This window comes from Nannocystis sp. RBIL2 (genome assembly GCF_026626745.1).
GTDB lineage: Bacteria > Myxococcota_A > Polyangia > Nannocystales > Nannocystaceae > Nannocystis.
In genome coordinates this window covers 2,752,104-2,769,309 of the sequence record NZ_JAPNJW010000002.1, presented here as the reverse complement: position 1 = coordinate 2,769,309, position 17,206 = coordinate 2,752,104, and the positions used below count along the sequence as shown (strand labels likewise).

General features: G+C 71.2%; 15 protein-coding genes. 5 read left to right on the top strand and 10 right to left on the bottom strand.

Going from position 1 to position 17,206, the window contains the following annotated elements; genetic code table 11:
• The first annotated feature begins 37 nt into the window (after positions 1 to 37).
• Positions 38 to 1,747 (top strand): hypothetical protein, encoded by a 1,710-nt coding sequence (locus OV090_RS36145; protein WP_267709269.1) that lies wholly within the window; start codon positions 38 to 40, stop codon positions 1,745 to 1,747.
• A gap of 206 nt (positions 1,748 to 1,953) precedes the next feature.
• The gene (locus OV090_RS36140) at positions 1,954 to 2,412 is read left to right on the top strand and encodes an SMI1/KNR4 family protein (RefSeq protein ID WP_267709268.1); all 459 of its coding nucleotides are present in this window, start codon (positions 1,954 to 1,956) and stop codon (positions 2,410 to 2,412) included.
• Positions 2,413 to 2,444: 32 nt separating this feature from the next.
• Here OV090_RS36140 and OV090_RS36135 read toward each other — a convergent pair whose 3' ends face one another.
• Positions 2,445 to 4,178 (bottom strand): serine/threonine-protein kinase, encoded by a 1,734-nt coding sequence (locus OV090_RS36135; RefSeq protein WP_267712114.1) that lies wholly within the window; start codon positions 4,176 to 4,178, stop codon positions 2,445 to 2,447.
• A 632-nt stretch (positions 4,179 to 4,810) separates the two neighbouring features.
• On the opposite strand from OV090_RS36135, the gene OV090_RS36130 reads away from it, so the two are divergent.
• Positions 4,811 to 5,842, top strand: a complete 1,032-nt coding sequence (locus OV090_RS36130; protein WP_267709267.1) for an alcohol dehydrogenase — start codon at positions 4,811 to 4,813, stop codon at positions 5,840 to 5,842.
• Between the two features lie 77 nt (positions 5,843 to 5,919).
• On the opposite strand, the gene OV090_RS36125 is transcribed toward OV090_RS36130, so the two are convergent.
• From OV090_RS36125 to OV090_RS36085, 9 genes are all read right to left on the bottom strand, one after another.
• Positions 5,920 to 6,489 (bottom strand): hypothetical protein, encoded by a 570-nt coding sequence (locus tag OV090_RS36125; protein ID WP_267709266.1) that lies wholly within the window; start codon positions 6,487 to 6,489, stop codon positions 5,920 to 5,922.
• Between the two features lie 365 nt (positions 6,490 to 6,854).
• Positions 6,855 to 8,096 carry a cytochrome P450 gene (locus OV090_RS36120; RefSeq protein ID WP_267709265.1) on the bottom strand — a complete coding sequence of 414 codons (1,242 nt, stop codon included), beginning with the start codon at positions 8,094 to 8,096 and terminating at the stop codon, positions 6,855 to 6,857.
• A 181-nt stretch (positions 8,097 to 8,277) separates the two neighbouring features.
• Positions 8,278 to 9,054 carry a MerR family transcriptional regulator gene (locus OV090_RS36115; protein ID WP_267709264.1) on the bottom strand — a complete coding sequence of 259 codons (777 nt, stop codon included), beginning with the start codon at positions 9,052 to 9,054 and terminating at the stop codon, positions 8,278 to 8,280.
• A 337-nt stretch (positions 9,055 to 9,391) separates the two neighbouring features.
• Positions 9,392 to 10,714 (bottom strand): hypothetical protein, encoded by a 1,323-nt coding sequence (locus tag OV090_RS36110; RefSeq protein WP_267709263.1) that lies wholly within the window; start codon positions 10,712 to 10,714, stop codon positions 9,392 to 9,394.
• Between the two features lie 273 nt (positions 10,715 to 10,987).
• Positions 10,988 to 12,979 carry a glycosyltransferase gene (locus OV090_RS36105; protein WP_267709262.1) on the bottom strand — a complete coding sequence of 664 codons (1,992 nt, stop codon included), beginning with the start codon at positions 12,977 to 12,979 and terminating at the stop codon, positions 10,988 to 10,990.
• 318 nt (positions 12,980 to 13,297) lie between these two features.
• Positions 13,298 to 14,071, bottom strand: coding sequence for a class I SAM-dependent methyltransferase (locus OV090_RS36100; protein ID WP_267709260.1), 774 nt, complete (start codon positions 14,069 to 14,071; stop codon positions 13,298 to 13,300).
• The gene (locus OV090_RS36095; protein WP_267709259.1) at positions 14,068 to 14,886 is read right to left on the bottom strand and encodes a phytanoyl-CoA dioxygenase family protein; all 819 of its coding nucleotides are present in this window, start codon (positions 14,884 to 14,886) and stop codon (positions 14,068 to 14,070) included. The genes OV090_RS36100 and OV090_RS36095 overlap by 4 nt, the downstream gene beginning before the upstream one ends.
• 26 nt (positions 14,887 to 14,912) lie before the next feature.
• Complete coding sequence (locus OV090_RS36090) at positions 14,913 to 15,077, bottom strand: hypothetical protein (RefSeq protein WP_267709258.1); 165 nt, start codon at positions 15,075 to 15,077, stop codon at positions 14,913 to 14,915.
• Between the two features lie 23 nt (positions 15,078 to 15,100).
• Complete coding sequence (locus OV090_RS36085; RefSeq protein ID WP_267709257.1) at positions 15,101 to 15,265, bottom strand: hypothetical protein; 165 nt, start codon at positions 15,263 to 15,265, stop codon at positions 15,101 to 15,103.
• Between the two features lie 310 nt (positions 15,266 to 15,575).
• Here OV090_RS36085 and OV090_RS36080 point away from each other — a divergent pair, with 310 nt between their 5' ends.
• Entirely contained in the window at positions 15,576 to 16,574 is a 999-nt protein-coding gene (locus OV090_RS36080) for a 2OG-Fe(II) oxygenase family protein (protein ID WP_267709256.1), read from the top strand.
• A 118-nt stretch (positions 16,575 to 16,692) separates the two neighbouring features.
• Positions 16,693 to 17,199 (top strand): hypothetical protein, encoded by a 507-nt coding sequence (locus tag OV090_RS36075; RefSeq protein ID WP_267709255.1) that lies wholly within the window; start codon positions 16,693 to 16,695, stop codon positions 17,197 to 17,199.
• The last annotated feature ends 7 nt before the right edge of the window (positions 17,200 to 17,206 follow it).

Here is a 17,206-nt window from a genome sequence, read left to right as displayed (position 1 = left end):
CCGCGGGGCCGCCGTTTCGCAACCAGGAGTCAATGTCATGAGTGCGACCCACAGGCGCGGAGGCGTCGTCGTTCCCCGGCTGCTCCGCGCGCTCGCGCCGCTGTGCCTCGCGCTGGCCTGCTCCGGGGTCGACGTCCACGACGTCGACGAGCACGGCGGCGGCGACGACGAGACCGGCGCGCTGCCGCTGCCGAGCGCCACGATCGAGGCGCCGTACCTGGTCGGCGACCTGGCGTGCTCCGAGCCGTCGCAGATCGGCGCGGTCGAGCGCGAGCTGGAGCCGCACGAGGAGGAGACCGAGCTGCCGGTGCCGGCCGGGCTGCCCGAGCTGCTGGCGGAGATCCGCGCCCGCGGCGGGCGGCCGGCGCTCCACTTCGATACCCGCGCGGCGGGCCGCCTCCTCAACGTCCGTGTGCCGGTGCGCGGGGCCCAGATCCACCGCATCGCCGACGGCGTCAGCGAGGTCGCGCTCGACCTCGGCGCGCTGACCGTGCGCCTGACCCACGCGCCCGGGAGCGGCGGGGGTGAGCCGGAGCTGGTGCTGCCGACGACCTTGCCTTTGGACCAGGTCGTCGTGCTCAAGACCTACAGCCGCGAGCCGACGGCGGGCGGGCTCGGCGGGGCGGCGCTGACGATGGTGTCCGTGTTCGACCGCCGCGACGAGGCCGCGGGCCCGGTGGCGACCCTGGCGATCGACGACCAGGTGCCGATGGCGCGCGAGGCCGACTGCGACGCGCTGGCCTACGAGCTGGCCTCGGAGGTGCCGCCGGTGGCGGTCAGCTTCCCGCCGCTGTCGAGCTGCACCGTCGACGAGTGCGCCAAGACCCGCGCCGCCTGGCTGCGCGCCAACCACGACCTGTTCCGCGTGCGCCAGATGCTCGACTTCGTCGCCTCGAGCCCGCCGGAGCACCGCGCGTTCCTGTGGGCGGCGCAGGGCGGGTCGGAGAGCGGCGAGCGGCTGATGAGCTACGAGAGCGACGACGTCGGCCCCAACACCGCGCTCGAGTTCTACTTCGGGCCCTACGCCGAGTACCGGCTGCAGGCGATCCGGCTCGCCTACGCGCGGCTGTGGAAGATCTTCCACGACCACGAGATCGGCGGGCTGGAGCTCGACATCGAGTGCACGCCCGACGGCCCCGGCGACATCTGCAACACCACGCGGCCGGGCGGTCACCACGCGGTCAAGAGCAACATGAAGCTGTGCGACAAGGCCTACTCGACGCCGAGCCAGGCGTTCGACGTGCCGCGGCTGGTGCTGCACGAATCGATGCACCACATGTTCGTGCCGTGGAAGAACACCACGCCGCGGCTGTCGCCGATCATGGACACGCACACGCACGGCCACGGGGCGCTGTGCGCCGGCAAGCTGGTCACCGACAAGGGCTACGGGCTGAAGAAGATCAAGCACCTCGCCTCGTACGAGAACGAGCGCGAGGACGATTGCTGGCACAACAACTTCGCGTTCCGCAACAACGACACGTACGCCTACGCGGCCGCGACCGTCGGTACGTACATTCGCTTCGGCTACCTGGCCCGTTGGCCGCTCGAGCATCCGCCCGAGGACGAGGAGGAGGGGTACTTGCCGGATCCGGACTGCGGCACGCCCGGGGTCAACACGCCGCCGCCCGGCTTCAGCGATCCGCTCAGCAAGTGCTACAAGTCGAACGGCGAGCTGGTCTGCCCCGGCGCCCACGGCGGGCTGTTGCCGGGCGATCTCGACATCGCGGTGATCTGCCCGTCGCTGTGATCGCCGCGATCGCCGGCGAGCCTCTCGGCGCCGAGGCCGACGCGGCCCGGCGCGTCTGCTATGACTGCGGGCTCCCCTGCGACATGTCCGAGATGCGCGGCGAGCGGCTGGTCGCCTCGAGAAGACTCCCGAGCGCTGTTCGTCTACCCGTCACCCGACGGGTATGGCATAAGCATGGATGCTGCGAAACGGGAGGACAAAGTTCGATGGATAGCGAGCTCGCTGAGGTGGTTGCAGAGCTGAAGGACATCTTCACCCGACGAGGCATCCCGACGAGATTCGGTAGGGCGGACCCAGCGGTGGTCGACGAGCTTCGCCGTGAGCTCAGGATCCCGGCGCGCTACCGGGGGTTCTTGCAGGTGTCCGATCCCGTCGACGTCGAGACCGTGACCCCGGCCGAACGTGTGCGGTTGTTCCCCGCCGACAGGCTCGTCGCGGAGCAGCCTGTCGGGGAGGCAGGCTGGCAGAACAACTGGGTCGCCATCGCGCGGAGCACACTCCGCGGCGACCTGTACTTCCTCGACATCTCGAAGCTCGACGCCGAGAGCGACTGCCCCGTCTTCAGCGTCACGACGGGCGCCGCCTCCTACAGGCCGGAGCTCTGCGCCTCGAGCTTCGAGCAGTTCCTCCGCTCCCTGGCGAAGAGCATGGAGGCGGCCGCCTAGGTTCGGCGGCCCTGCGAAGCCCCGGCCGCCAGCTAGCCCTCGGCCTGGACCTCGAAGCGGCCGATCACCCGCCCGAGGTCCTCGCGCAGGCAGGCGATGCAGTCCTTCGCCGTGAACCACTCGCGGCAGCCGTTCTTCGGCGTCTTGGCGACCATCTGCAGGCCCGGCAGCGCCCGCAGGTCGCCGGCCTCCTCGAGCTTGAGCAGGACCTTGCGCTTGTCCTCGCAGCGCGACAGCTTCTCGAGCCACGCGAGGTTGCGGACGTACTCGGGGATGGCGGCCTTGTCTGCCTCGCTCGCCTTGGTGATCGCGTCGGCCGCCTTCTTGCGCGCCTTGTTGCCGCTGCCGGTGAGCAGCGTCTGGGCCGCGTCGGCGAAGGCCGCCGGGATCTCGGTGACGTCGGCGGGCGGCGGCGCGGCGGGTTCGGGCTTCGGCTCGGGCTTCGGCTCGGGCTTCGCTTCGGGCTTCGCTTCGGCCTTGGCCTCGCCCTTGGTCGGCTTGCCCTTGCCCGGCTTGCTCGGCTCCGGCTCGGGCGTCGGGTCGGCGGCGGCGACGGCCGGCTCCGGCACGGGCTCGCTGTGGCGGCCGCACTGATACACCAGCACCAGCACCAGCAGCGCCAGGCCGGCGGCGCCGTAGCGGAACAGCTGCGGCCGCTGGATCGCCAGCGCGCGCAGGCGCATCGCCAGCGGCGCCGGCCCCGGCGGGCCCGCGATCAGAGTGCCGCCCGGGGTCGAGAACTCGGGCCGCTGCCCGGCGCTCGACCAGCCGGCCGAGGTCGGCGCGTGCGACATGCTGATCGGCGCGCCCGAGACCCGCAGCTCGGGGGCGGTGCTGAGCAGCGGGTCGCCGCTGAAGGCGATCCGGCGCAGCTCGTCGCGCAGCGGCGCGACGGCGCCGGGGCGCACTGCGGGGTCGGCGGCGATGAGCTGGGCTGTCAGATCGGACAGGGCCTCGGGGACCTGTCCCGGAAGCATGTCGCGCAGCGGGGTGGCGGCGCCGGCGAGCTGACGGGCGAACAGCCCGGTCAGGCTGTCGGCCATCCACAGCCGCTGGCCGGTGGCGCACTCCCAGAGGATCACGCCGAGCGCGTAGATGTCGACGCGGTGGTCGATGGTCTGGCCGACCGCCTGCTCGGGGGCCATGTAGCCCGGCGTGCCGATGATCGCCCCCATGCGGGTGATCGGCTGGCTGGCGTCGACGACCGCGCCGTCACCTGTCTCTCCAGACAGGCGAGCGATGCCGAAGTCGACGACGCGGGCGTGGAACGAGCCGTCGTCGCGGTGCTCGAGCAGGATGTTGTCGGGCTTGAGGTCGCGGTGGATGATGCCGGCGGCGTGGCAGGTCGCCAGGGCGTCGGCGATCTGACCGCCGAGCTCGGCGACCTGGCGCCACGGCAGCGGGCCGCGCTCGAGCCGGCGGGCCAGGCTCTCGCCGCGCACCAGCTGGATCACCAGGTAGGCGCCGCCGTCGGGCAGGTGGCCGTAGTCCATCGCGCTGGCCACGTGCGGGTGATCGATCTGCGCCGTCGCCAGCGCCTCGCGGGCGAACCGCGCCTCGGCCTGCCCGTCGCCGGCGAACTCGGCCCGGATCGTCTTCAGCGCCACGAGCTTGCGCAGCTTGAGGTGCTCGGCGACAAACACGGCCCCCATGCCGCCCTCGCCCAGGACCTCGACGACCCGGTAGCGCTCGTCGATCAGCCGCCCGATCCACAGCCCGGACAGCTCGCCTTCGGGGCTCGGCGGGGCGCTCGGCTCGGTGCTCACCAAGGCGCGGCCTCCGGGTCAGGGGGGGACATGGCGCGCGGAGTATACCCGGGACCGTCGTTTCAGGGGCTAGAGCGCGGCCCCGCAATGAAGCTGAGGTCGCTTCCGGTCCGTTTCCGCCCGGTTTTCGACCGGCCCGCGGGCGAGGGCCGTGCGTCGATCTCGGCGACCGCCGCACGGGCGAGCTTGAGCCCGCCCTGTCGATGTAGACAGGCCTTCATCTTCGGGTCGTGGTGCGCCGGGCGACGGCTCGCTGCTTGCGAGAGGAAGACATCGGCTTGTCGGGACCGGTGCGGCGTGCGCGGACAGGTGGCCTCCCGTCTTCAGCGCTGCCGGCCTCGTGCGTTCGGGTGTTTGCTCATGTCGATGCGCGAGCCTCGAGACGGGATCGGGCAGGCTCGACAGTTCGCGGCACGCTCGCCTCGAGCGCGGCGAGAGCGGCGCGTGCGTGGGACCGTCCCTTCCTCGCCCTTCGGGGTGTCCTGGAGGAGCCCGCAGGGGAGGTTGCGGGCGATCTCCATGGTTTCCCCTCGAAGTCGCTGTCCGTCCGCCTGAGGTCGGCGGTCTCCTCGATCCGACGGCCTGCGCGCGGCTTGGTAGCGTGCGACGATCGGAGCCACAGAGGAGACGCCATGAGCAAGATGATCGCGGTGCAGGTCGCGCGGGGCGGAGGTCCCTTCGAAGTCGTCGAACGTCCGCTGCCGACGCCGGGAGCGGGGCAGGTGCGGCTGCGCGTGGAGGCGTGCGGAGTGTGTCACTCCGACGCGATGGTCAAGGAGGGCCACTGGCAGGGGCTGCCGTACCCGCGCGTGCCGGGGCACGAAGTCGTGGGCACGGTCGAGGCGGTGGGACCCGGCGTGGAGGGTTGGGCCGTCGGCGACCGCGCCGGCGTCGGCTGGCACGGCGGGCAGTGCTACAGCTGTCATCCCTGTCGCAAGGGAGACTTCGCGATGTGCACGACGTCGCGGGTCACCGGCATCACGCACGACGGCGGTTATGCCAGCCACATGATCGCGCCGGCAGAGAGCATGGCGCGCCTGCCGAAGGACGTCGACGCCGCCGAGGCGGGGCCGCTGCTGTGCGCGGGCCTGACTGTGTTCAACGCGCTGCGCCACACCGCAGCGCGGGCCGGCGACGTGGTGGCGATCCAGGGCATCGGCGGGCTCGGGCACCTCGCGGTGCAGTTCGCGGCCAAGATGGGATTTAAAACTGTCGCGGTGTCGCGCGGCGCGGACAAGCGGGCGTTCGCGACGCAGCTCGGGGCGCACGCGTACATCGACACGAACGACGGCGACCTCGGCGAGCAGCTGCAGGCGCTCGGCGGGGCGAAGGTCGCGCTGGCGACCGCGCCGAGCGGCGCGGCGATCGCCTCGCTGATCCCGGGGCTCGGGATCGACGGCCAGCTGGTGATCGCGGCCGCGCCGCACGACACGATCACGATCGGCGCGATGCCGCTGATCATGGGGCGCCGATCGATCAAGGGCTGGTACAGCGGCGTCGCCACCGACTCCGAGGACACGATCGCGTTCGCAGCCCAGGCCGGCGTCAAGCCGATGATCGAGACCTTCAAGCTCGAGCAGGCCGAGGAGGCGTATCAGCGGATGATCACCAACCAGGCGAGGTTCCGCGTCGTGTTGACGATGGACCATCTGCACGGCCGATAGTGATCGACAGCGACGGAAGAGGGGCCGACGGCATGGCCGCGGCTCCCTCTGTCGCGCGAGCTGACGACCGATCGGCGTCAGCCCTCGGGGTGATAGACAATCTCGTCCCAGACGAGCTCGCCGGTGGCGGCGTCGATGGTGCCGCCGTGCGCCAGCTGCTGCATGTCGACCGCGTCGATGATGCCATCGGCGCAGGTATAGGTGCCCTGCAGACCGAAGTCCGAGAGTTGATGATCGAAGGTGTCGGCCGTGAACGTGAGCTGCCAAGGGCACATCTCGACGCCGTTCGGCCCCTTGCCGCACTCGAGCTCCTCGTCGCTGAGGAAGACCTTGCCGACCAGGAAGGAGCAATCGTCCACGGGCGCTCCCGTCGTGCTCGAGGGTTCGTCGGTGTCGGTGCCCGGGTCGGTGCTGGTGGTCGAGTCGGTGGTGCCGGTGGTGTCCGTGGTGCCGGTCGGAGCGGTCGAGTCGGTGGTGCTGGTGGTGTTGGTCGGGTCGGGGGAGTCGGTCGTGGCAGTCGAGTCGGTCGAGTCGGTCGAGTCGGTCGAGTCGGTCGAGTCGGTCGAGTCGGTGGCGCTGCCGTTCTCCTGCGGGGAGCAGGCCAAGGAGGTGGCGCAAAGCAAGATGAAGCCAGTGATGAGTCGCATGCGCGGAGCCTACGAGAGGCCGCAGGTCCCGTCGAGCGCGGGGTGTCCGCGCGCCGGGAACAGCGAGGCCGTGGCATCGCCGTTCGCTGCACGGCGCGCCCGCTGGAATTACAGCGGCCACATCCGCCGGGTCCAGCGACACCACGAGCGAGCCGGCGACGCGCTCGGGAGACTCGCAGCCGAGCGCACGCGAGACCTCGCGCTCGTGCGAGCAGCGTCACAGGTGGGCGCCGCAGGGTTCCCCTCGCAGAGGAGCGAGGCCGGCGTCGCCGAGGGCCTGGTTTGCGGGCGAGCGACCGACGTGCTCGAGCTCGACCGCATCGGCGTCGATCTCGAGACGCAGCCGCTGACCCACGCGCGCGGTCTTACCGGGCCGTCTCCGTCCAGGTGACCGGCAGTTCGTGGACGCCGTAGATCTGCATGTTCGTCCTGAGTTTCACCTCGCCGGCGGGGATGGCGAGCTCGAGGGTCGGGAAGCGACGCAGCAGTCCCGCCAAGCCGGCGCGCATTTCGAGGCGGGCCAATTGCTGGCCGAGGCATTGGTGGCACCCGTGGCCGAAGGCCAGGTGACCGCGGGCCTTGCGGTGGATGTCCAGAGTATCGGGATCGTCGAAGCGCTGGGGGTCGCGGTTGGCGGCCAGCAACGAGACGACGACGGTCGATCCTTCGCGGATTGTCTCACCGCCGAGTTCGAGGTCCTCGGTGGCGTAGCGGTAGAGGATGTCGACGACGGACAGGTAGCGCATGAGCTCCTCGACGGCCCCGGGCAGCAGCTCCGGGTCGGCGCGCAGTTCGGCCCACTGCTCGGGGTGCTCCAGGAGCGCGAAGGTACCGAGGGCCAGCATGTTGGCCGTGGTCTCGTGGCCCGCGAGCAGCAGCAGGAAGGCGCAGCCGGTCAGCTCCTCGATGGTGAGTTCGTCGTGTCGAGCCAGATCGGACAGTATGTCCTCGCCGGGCGCGGCGCGTTTGCGCGTGACCAGTTCGGAGAGGTACGTGGTCAGTGCGCCGTAGGCGGCCATCTTCTCGTCGAGCTGCACGTCCTTGAGCAAGAACCTGGCGGAGTTGACCTGGAAGTTCTCCCGGTCCGCGTAGGGGACTCCGAGCAGTTCGCAGATCACCAGCGAGGGTACGGGCAGCGCGAATTCCTTGACCAGGTCGACCGGCGGGGTGAGACGCGCCAGCTCGTCCAGTTGCCGCCCGGCGATGTCGACGATGTGCTCTTCGAGCATTCTCATGCGCTTGACGGTGAAGGCGCCGGTGAGCATGCGCCGCAGCCGGGTGTGGTCCGGCGGGTCCATGGCGATGAACAGGCCCGGCACCTGCGGGGAGGGTTCGGTCATGGCGGGCATGCCGGGGACCTCGTACGGCACGTGGAGAACGCCGATGTCCTGGCGGGAGCTGAACCGGGTGTCGGCCATGAGCTGGCGGACTGCGTCGTAGCCGGTGACGAGCCAGCCCTCGTGACCGTCGGGGAAGATCATGGGGCTGACAGGGCGAGCCCCGCGGAGCCGGGTGATGGCGCGCGGCGGGTCGAAGGGACCCGCATCGCGCTCCATGGGCAGGCCGTGCGGGATGGGAACCGGATCGGTCGATGAGGTATCGCTCATGACGTCATGTGTGCGCGTTGACCTCGGGTCAAGGTCAAGCTGCGATTTGCTGGACCCGGGTCACTCTTTCCATTCTGAGTCCCACACGCTCTGCGGATCGCGTTCGCGAAGCGCACCTCATGCGAACACGGCAGATGGTGAGGGCGACGGCGAAGGGCCGCGGCGGTGGCTACGCTGAAGATCAGCGCGGGATGGGTACGCCGGCGGCGCGGAGTTTGGTCTCGATCAGCCGGGTCAGCCGAGCAAAGGCCGGGACCTGGTCGTTGCCGTAGTCGCTGATGATCCTGTACCGGGCGGCGGCGTCGTCGGTGGGGCCCTGGAGGCTGGTCAAGATCGCCAGGAGCTTGGGGTTGGCGAGGAAGTGGTCGACCGTGGCGGTAGCGAGCTCCTCGATACGGGGGTCGTCCGGTCCCCAAGCTTCGGCCTCCCAGGAACGCTTGGCCAGGGCGACGAAACGGGGGTCGTGAAGGCCGCACTCGACCCGGGTGAGGTAGTCGTCGAAGCCGTCGGGCACCAGCGCTCTGGCCAGCACCAGGCCCTCGCGGATCGTTGTCACGTCGTCCGGGGAGAGGCCGAAATCGGGGAGACGGTTCAGGAACGCGCGAGCTCGGTCGGGCAGCAGGACGCCGTCGCCGTCGGCGAGCCGGTCCAGAGTGTCGCGTCGCGCGATCAGCTCCTCGATGCGCTCGTTCATGCGGCGCTGGACGTCGGCGATGGCGACGGCGAACTGTTCGGGAGCTGCGTCGAGCAACGGCCCGATCTCGGCCAGCGGCACGCCGGCGGCGGCCAGCGTCCGGACCCGGACCAGCCGCAGCAGGTCGGCCGATCCGTACCGCCTGTAGCCGGAGCTGTCCCGTCTCGGCTCCTCGACGAGTCCGTGCTTGTGGTAGTGACGCACGGTCTTCACCGTGACGCCGGCGAACGCAGCCGCCTGGCTGATCGTGACGCCCTTGCTCATCGGCGGGGTCCGGGTTCGGCGGGAAGCTGTCGCCAAGGATGCTGGCTGTCGTGGGCGCCGCTCGGGTATACGCGGGTCACGGCCCTTGCCGTGTGTTCGACCGGCACCATGCCGGACCAGGTCGAGCTTGCGGAGTCTGTCGAGTTCCTGGTGCTCACGCGAGAAGCTTGAACCCTGACCCAAGGTCCAGGTCAAGCCTGCGCGAGCAAGACGCGCGGGGGACCGCCTCGCCCGTTGCCAGGAGGCACCGACGAGGCAAGGAAGGCGGGCCCTCACCGCCGCAGCGCGCGCACTCCGCGGCTCGAGGCGCGATGCGCCGTCGCCTCCCGGCGAGCGTTCACTGACCCGCGATGTTGCAGGCCTGGAGGCGCATGATCAGCGCGTCTTCGTTGGTGAAGAAGTAGAACGCCCCGTTGGAAGAGAACACCCCGCCGGTCGAATAGAGGCCGTAATTGAGCTTCGGGCCGGTGAGCACCGTCTCCCAGCTACCGTCGGGCGCGACCCGGACGACCGCCTGCAGCGTCGCCGACAGGTGATAGAAGTGGTCGCGAAACGCAGACGTGGGCGCGGCGAAGCTCATCTCCTCGCCAATGCCGAAGCCGAGAGAGTAGGGATAATCGAGCGAGAGCACGTCGGCGGCGTCGAGGCGGTGCACGCCGAGGTGGGTCTGATTGATCGCGTACAGCCCGGGTTTGAACATCGAGGTCGGCGGCGGGATCGCGAGGTCGACCACGACGTCCAGATCCGGGCCCTGCGCCACCGCCGTGCGCGAGCCGTCCTCGCCGATCCTGTAGATCGCGTCCTCGCCGTAGTTGCTCGCGTAGAGCGAGGCCGTCCCGTCGCCGCGGTCGCCGTAGATCAGCCCCTCGCAATTGCCGTGCTGGACCACCTGCTCGGTCGTCCCGTCGGGGTAGATCTTGTAGATCCACTCGTTCACGTTGACCGTGTGACAGGTGTACAGCACCCCGCCGTAGGCGTATTCGAGGTAGGGGTTGATCGGCAGCGCAGCGTCGGCCGGATCGATCAGCCAGCCCTTGAACCCGCCGTCCTGATCGAGCAGGCCGATCCCGCTGGCAGTGTTCTGCGGGTTGTTGACGGTGAACAGCACGCCCTCTCCGGGCTCGCTCCAGTACTCGCCGAGCGCGCGCTCGACGTCGCCGAGGTACCCGTACGCGCCGAGCTGCATCGGGACGTCGAAGACGACGCGCGCGGTGTAACCCTCGATCGCCTCCAGCTCCAGATCGGGCGGGGTACAGTCGCAACCCTCGTCGAACAGGTCGTTGCAGTTGTTGTCGAGCGCGTCGCAGACCTCCGGCTGGGCTTCGCACCCGGCCGCCGTCGTTTCGCTCGTTTCGGTCGTCTCGCTCTCCCCGGTCGTCGATGTCTCGGTGGTCGAGGAGGTCACCTGTTCGGTGGTCGCGGTCGTCGATGTGCCAGCGCTCGGCCCCGTCGCGCTCGCGTCGGTGCTCGACTCCGTCGCGCTCGCGCTACCACCGGTCGTCGTCGGGACCTCCGACGCGCTCGACGAGGCCGCGCCCGTGCTGGTCGCGGCCGCCGTGCCCGCGCTGGCGGACGAACCAGTGAGCCCCGGTCGTCCGTCGTCACCGCAGGCAAACACTGCGAGCACCGCGATCGTGAGGCCACCGGGTCCGTACTTCATCGGCGAAAACGTACCAGCGGCAGCGCTGCTTGAGAACCCTCCTCGCAGCGTCCGCGGATGCGTCGATCGCCGCGAACTCGCCGCGAGGCGCCGACCATCGACGCGAGCGGACGATGACCGAGCGTCGGCTCGAAGCGCCGAGAGCTCCGAGCGAAGCCGCATCGGGTGCTCACGGATCGAGGACCGTGATCCGCCGGAGCCGACACGCGGTGACGCTGCGGATGGCGTCACTTGCGAATGGCTCGGCGTTCACGGCCTCTATGCGTGGGAGGATCATCGCAAGCGCTGAAGCGGCCCGCGCACGAGCACGTGGCGCTCGCCGAGCAGCTGCAACGCCTGCAGGGCTGCGCGCTGGACGGCCTCCGCCGGGCGATCGGCGTGGCGCGCGGCGGCCTCGTCGAGCAGCGCAGCCACGAGGCGACCGTCGCCGGCGGCAGTCGCCAGACGCACGAGCTCCTCGTTCATCACGTGGGCGCGGGCGGCGGTCGCTCCGCGTCGGGGCGTGAACGCGATCACCGTCGCGGCCGGCTCCACGCGTGCGCCGGGGCCCTCCGCGACCAGGCGATGCACCGGGTGGTCGAAGCGCTCGACGATGACCCCGGGAGCGAGCGCGACGCGATCTTCGGGCGTCAGGACCGTGGCTCCGAGGCCGGGCGGCTCGGCGATCCGCATGTCGAGCAGGCGCTCGAACGGGGGCGCGGCGGCGTCGTCGGTCGTCTCGGCGCGCCACAGGCATTCGTCGTAGCGCACCAGGTCGCCGAGGTGAGCCGGCCACGGCGCGACGAGCAGGCGGCGTAAGAATTCGCCGAAGTACGCGACGTCCTCGGCAGGCGGGCGCCAGCGGAAGTCGAACTCGCGCGCGAATCGCTCGCGCACCGCGGCCTCGTGCGCTCGCAGGTGCGGCGCGGTCGCGCCGAACAGCTCGAGGAAGTAATCGAGGCGCTTGTGCACGAGCATCTGGCCGAAGCGCTCGACCTGCGGCATGAGGCGCCGCGCGAGCTCCAGCACCGCCGCGCGCTCGCGGTCGTCGAGGTCGCGGCCGCGCAGGGCTCCCTCGTCCGTCGCCAGCGCGGCGCGCAGCGCCGGGTCGGCGTAGAGCTCGCTCAGAGTCTGTTGCAGGCCCTCCAGGGACATCGCCTTCGCCTCCTCGATCGTGCGGCGCAGCCGCGTCACCACCGCAGACACATCCGGCGCGGTGAACCGCCCGGCCACGAACTCGCGCCCGCGCACACCGATCCTCTGCGCGCCGGCGGGGTCGTCGATCACCCGCGTCAGCGCTCGCCGCACCTGCGCGACGTCGGCGGGGTCGTCGACGACGAACGCGTGCACCCCATCGACGAGATCGGCGCGTCGCTGCGTCTTCGATCGCACCTCCTCGGACACGATCAGGCAGCGGCCGCACGCGAGCACCTCGAAGCCGACCTGCGGCGTGTGGATGGCGATCGGGAAGCGGTTCTCCAAAAAACACACCGCGGCGCAGGTGCGGATGAATCGCGGCACCATCCAGTGCGGCAGGAAGGGCAGGGCGTACGTCGATTCGGCGATCCCCGCGCGCGCGATCGCCTGCTGCAGCGCCGCGGGCCCCGGTCCGTGCGCGCCGACCAGCGTCAATAGATTGAAGCGCCGGCCCGCGGCCGCGAGCTCGCCGAGCGCGGCGACGACCTCGAACATGCCCTTGTAATCGCTGACCTTGCCGTAGATGCCGATCGTCGGCAGCGCGGGGTCGAAGCGCCGCGTCGGTCGTGGCCACGGGCCGCGCTCGTCGGCCGATTCGTCGAGCAGCGCGTCGACGTCGAGCGCGGGTCCGTCGGGCTGAAACCCCGCGCTCGCGTACGCCGCGAGCGGCACCGCGAACATGTGCGCGTGCGGGATGCCGGCGCGCTCGAGCGTCGGGCGCAGGAACGGCGCGGTGATCACCAGGCTCGCGTGGCGGAACACGTCGAGGTAGAGGTTCTGCCGCGCCGGCAGCTGCGCGAGCCCGGCGATGTCGCTGCCGGCGTGGCGGACCGCGTACGGCACCCCGGTCAGCTTCGACGCCAGCGCCGCCGCGACCCCGTACGGCTCGAGGTACGCGGCCCAGATCAGGTCGCAGGCGTGCTCGCGGACCACGTCGCGGGCGAGCGCCGCCAGCTTGCTGACGTACGGGTTGGCGTACGGGATGTAGTTGCCCTCGAGGCCGGCCTCGTCGCTGGCGTGCAGGCGGACGAAGCCGCCGCCGGGGTACTCGCCCTCGAGGTGACGGCGCTCGGCCGCCGGCAGGAACATGCGATAGTCGGACGCGGCCTCGAGCGAAGTGGTCGCTGTACACGCGCGGCTGCACGAGCTCGACGAAGCGGGCGAGCCCGTCGAGGTAGGCCTGCGGCGGCCGCTCGACCGAGCCGATCGACAGGCCGACGCTGTGACCGACGAGGGCGTAGCGCTCGCGCAGCGCTCGCACGTCGTCGACGCGCCCGGGCAGGCGCGGGTCGAAGGTCTCTGCCATCAGCTCGAGCACGTCGGGCCCGCGCTCCGCATCATGCAGCGCGGCGCGGTAGGGCCGGCGGTAGGCGAAGCCGACGAGCGGGGTGGTCGCGACGGGCGCGCTCATGACCGTCGCTCCGCGAGCACGTGGATCCACCGCACAGTCGCCCCCGTGGGCGCTCCTGCAGCCCACGCGAGGTCGAGCAGGCGCAGGCGCTCGACGTACGGCACCCGCGGCAGCGTCCGCGACGTAGAGCCGGGCAGGCGCAGGAAATCGCGCTGGCTCTCGACGCTCTCCCACACCTCCGACTCGACCGCGCGGACCACCGCGAGACCCGCGGTCGTCAGAGCCGCGAGCAGCTCGGCGCGCCGCGGCAGCGGGCGCGGCTCGGCCGGCTGCAGGCCCGTGGCGCCCGCGAGCGCGCGCATGCGCCGGTGCAGGTCGGACGTCGGCGCGTCGGTGTGCGCGACGTTGAAGGCGAAGCGACCGCCGGGTCCGAGGGCCCGCCCGACCGCCGACGCGACCGCAGCCGGGTCCATCGCCCAGATCGCCGCGTTGCACACGACGACGTCGACCGGAGCGGCGAGCGCCGTATCGAACCGCTCCGCCGACGCGCACACGAAGCGCGCCCGCGGGTCGTCGACGTTGCGCGCGGCGCAGGCGACCATCGCCGGCGACACGTCGATTGCGACCACCGCGGCCGCGCCCGCGCGCAGCAAGGCGCGGGTCGTCACGCCGGTGCCGCAGCCGAGGTCAACGACGGTCGTGCCGCCCAGCGGGCCGCACAGCGCGACCAGGGTCTCGCTGGTCGCGGCGAAGCGGGCGTGCCGCTGCGTGAACGCGTCATATAGCTCGGCAGTGACCGCGTCGACGTCGACCTGCATCGCGGGCGTCATGCGACCTCCGGGGGCCACACGATCGGGAACGCCGCGCCGCGCAGCGGCTCGCCGGCGACGAGGTCGAGCTCGGGCAGCAGGCCGCGGACACGCGGGTTCTGCAGGATGTCGCCCTCGCGCGGCTCGTACACGCAGCCGTCGGCGAAGTAGCGCAGCGCGAGCGCGCGGCGGCGGGTCGTCGGCGTCGCGTTGCCGCCCGACGCGTGCACTGTCAGCGGGTGATGGACGAGCACGTCGCCGGGCTGCATGTCCCAGTACATGAACGAGGCGTCGCGGATCTCCTCGGCCTCGAGCGGGGCCGCGCTCGCCGGGGCCGCACCGTCACGGGCGAATCGCCAGCGCTTGGCGACGCGGCCCCAGCGGTGCGAGCCGCGGGCGTAGACCACCGCGCCGCTCTCGCGGGTGACGACATCGAGCGGCACCCACATCGTCACCAGCGCGTCGCCCGAGACCGGCCAGTACGGCAGGTCTTGATGCCACGGCATGCTCTCCTGCGTGCGCGGCTCCTTGACGAACAGCTGGTCGAAGAAGAAGCCGACCCGCGCCGCGCCGAGCAACGCTGCGGCGAGCGCGGGCAGCGGCGATTCGCGGATGAACGCGGCGAACTCCGGCTCGCGCAGCCACAGGAAGAAATCGTTATAGAAGCGACCGGGCCGGTCCGGCGGGGTGTAGTCGACGGCGATCGAGCCGGGCGCGGCGAGCACCCGGTCGACCGCCGCCTCCAGGCGGGCCAGCCAGCCCGCCGGGATGACGCCGCGCAGCACCGTCGCGCCGTGGTCGCGAAACTCCGTCAAATTGTCGGGTGGAATCGTCATGGCGGTAGGGTGGCGGGCGCCTCGGTTCAGCCCGGCTGGCCCGGGGTCCAGGTCTTGCAGATGATCACGCAGCAGCTCATGCCGTTGGCCTCGCTCGGCGGGGCCAGGGTCTCGAGCTGGAACAGGTCGCGGAGGTGGAGCGGATCGATCTCCTTCACACCCTCGACCACGTGGTTCGTGTTCTCGATCATGTCGTTCGTCTCCTGTCGGCGCTTCAGCTCGGCCGGCCCGGGACCTTCGTCCAGCAGATGATCACGCAGCAGCTCATGCCGTTGGCCTCGCTCGGCGGGGCCAGGGTCTCGAGCTGGAACAGGTCGCGGATGTTGCTCGGATCGATCTCCTTCACACCCTCGACCACCGGGTTCGTCTTCTCGCTCATATCGTTCGTCTCCTGTGGCTTACGTCGCGGAGGTGCCAGTGCCGAATTGCACGGACACGCTCCGTATTCGCGGCGCGCTGCCCCCGGCGCGGCCCGTGGGCCCCCGGGCGATCGGGCTCGATGTTCGATCATGCATAGTCGGGGAACATGCCGTGCGGCGCTCCTCGATCAGGACGACAGGTGGTCCGCAGCGATGTCGCAGGGCGGTCGCCACGATTCACTCGTGAGCTTCTACACACATCATTGCGCGCGTTGCCGCCCGTGCACGCACAGCTTGACGCGACGACGCGGCCGCAGGTAAGGGGGCACCGTGGTGGTGCTGACAATGCCGGAATCGTCCTATGTCCTCGCGCCCGCGTGTGTGTTCCGCCCCGGGCCCGACGCGACGGTCGTCGCGCTCGTCGGTCGTCGCGCCTTCTCGCTCGAGCCGCGCGCGTTCCAGACGCTCGCCGCGTTCGCGGCCCCGCGGACGCTCGCCGCGGCTCACGCGACGCTCCGCGACATGGGCTCGCTCGACGCGCTGGCGGCCACTGTCGCCGGCCTCGTCGCAGAGGGGCTGCTCGTCGGCGAGGGCGAGCCCGCGGCGTGGCCGACGTCTCTGGCCGACGCGCTCGACCCGGCAGTGCTCGCGCGACAGGGCGACATCGCCGCCCAGCTCGCGGCAGGGCGAGCAGTAGTCGTCCGCGACGCCATGCGCCGCGACCTCGCCGAGCGCGTCGGTGCGGCGCTCGACGCCGCCGCCCGCTGGCGCGCGGTCGAGGCGTTCGGGCGCTCCCCGCATTATCGCCACCACGTCCTCGACGAGGACGACGCCGCGGGCCCGGCGGTCGCGGCCTGCCGCGCGCTGTTCAGCGCCGCCGCCAGCCGTGACCTCGCGGCCGCGCTGTCGGGTCGCGACTGCGGCGGCCCGCTCGAGCTCGGGGCGACGCGCTACGTGCCGGGCGACTTCGCCGCGCCTCACGCCGATCACAAGCTGGCGCGCACCGTCGCGTTCGTGTGGCACCTCGCCCGCGACTGGGACGCGTCGTGGGGCGGTCAGTTCGTGTGGTGCCCGAGCGGCGCGCAGGTGGTGCCGTCATTCAATACGCTGATCGTGTTCAACGTCGCGGCGGAGACGGTCCACGCGGTCACGCCGGTGTCGCCGTACGCCCGCGGCAAGCGATTGAGCGTGACCGGGTGGTGGAGCCACGCGGCCGGCCTCGCGGACCCGCCCGAGCCCGCCGGCTTCGCGCGCTGGGGCGTCGGCGCGGCGAGCTATGGCGCGCAGCCGCTGGCGCTCGACGAGACGCGCGGCCTGCTCGCGCTGTGACGCCCGACGCCGTCGACGTAGATTGGACGAGCGGGGGCGTCGAGCATCACCTCCAGACCTCGCTGAAACCGCGCTCCGCGCCTTGACGCGTCCCTGGTCGCGTGAGACCGTGGTCTGCATGCGTTCTTGTCCTACTTGTGATCGCCACGTATTCGACGGGACCTCGACGTGTCCCTTTTGCCAGGCGCAGTGCGGCACCGTCCGCGGCAACCTGCTCGCAACCCTCGGCCTCACCCTCGGTATCGCGCTCTCGGCCTGCAGCGACTCGAAGACGACCACCGAGGGCGACACCACGAGCACCTCGTCCTCGAGCACCTCGTCTTCGAGCACCGACCCGTCGACGACGGCCGCGACCGATACGACGAGCCCGACCAGCACGGCCTCGGACAGCAGCTCCGACTCCACCGTCACGGGCGACGTCACCAAGACCACCGGCCACGACGAGAGCGACAGCGGCGGCTCCTTCTACACCGTCTCCGGCGATCGCGACACGGACACCACGACCACCGGGACCGCGACCGAGACGGGCACGGACACCGAGACGGGCACGGACACCGAGACGGGCACCGATACGGAGACCACCGTCGCTCCCGACACCACCGGTGATTCGAGCAGCACCGGCTGACGCCGCC